This window comes from Cryptosporangium sp. NPDC048952, assembly GCF_043197895.1.
Lineage (GTDB): Bacteria > Actinomycetota > Actinomycetes > Mycobacteriales > Cryptosporangiaceae > Cryptosporangium.
Genome location: NZ_JBICTY010000006.1, coordinates 661,130 through 661,946, shown reverse-complemented (window position 1 = coordinate 661,946; position 817 = coordinate 661,130).

Here is an 817-nt window from a genome sequence, read left to right as displayed (position 1 = left end):
GTGATGGTGACGCTGCCGTCTGCGTTCTCCGAGAAGTTGACGTCGTCGTAGGTGCCGTCGCCGTCGACGTCGACGTTGGTCTCGTACTCGCTCATCGGGTTCGCGTCCTTCCGCGTCTGTTTGGCCTGCTCGAAGTCGACGTTAGGCCTCGGCGACCTCGTTGGTATCCCCAGAATGTGCCACCCCGTCGGCCTCTTTCGTGGCCAGTGTCAGCTGACCGACGCTGACCCCGTGACACCCGTTTGCCCGACCATCGGATCGAAGGTTCGGCCGACTACCGCAAGGTGAACGTGCGGTTACGCCACGCTTCTGAATTCGAAAGCACGAAAGCCTTGCCTTCGGTTGTGGCCGGGGGTACAAATTCCTGGCGGGCCCCGCCTTTCACAACGTCGCAACGCGGCGGAGAGAACAGGGCCCGTCCAAACTTCCCGGCCGCCCCGCAGCACACGCTGCGGGGCGGCCGTCGTCATACGCCCCGCTCGCACCGCCCCCGCGGGCACCGCCCGCGCGAGGGTGGCCGTTCGGCGGCACATGCGGCCGGGAGGCACCGGCCGCACCGGTCCATCGGCCGCACCGGCGGCACGGCCCCCGTGCGGCGGCACGGGCGGGGCGGCGGCACCGGCGGTGCGGCGGCACTGGCGGTGCGGCGGCACTGGCACCGGCGGCACCGGCGGCACCGGCGGTGCGAGGGGCACCGGCGGTGCGAGGGGCACCGGCGGTGCGAGGGACACCGGCGGTGCGGCCCTCGTGCGGCGGCGCGGGTGGTGCGAGGGGCACCGGCGGTGCGGCCTCGTGCGGCGGCACGGGTGGTGCGGCG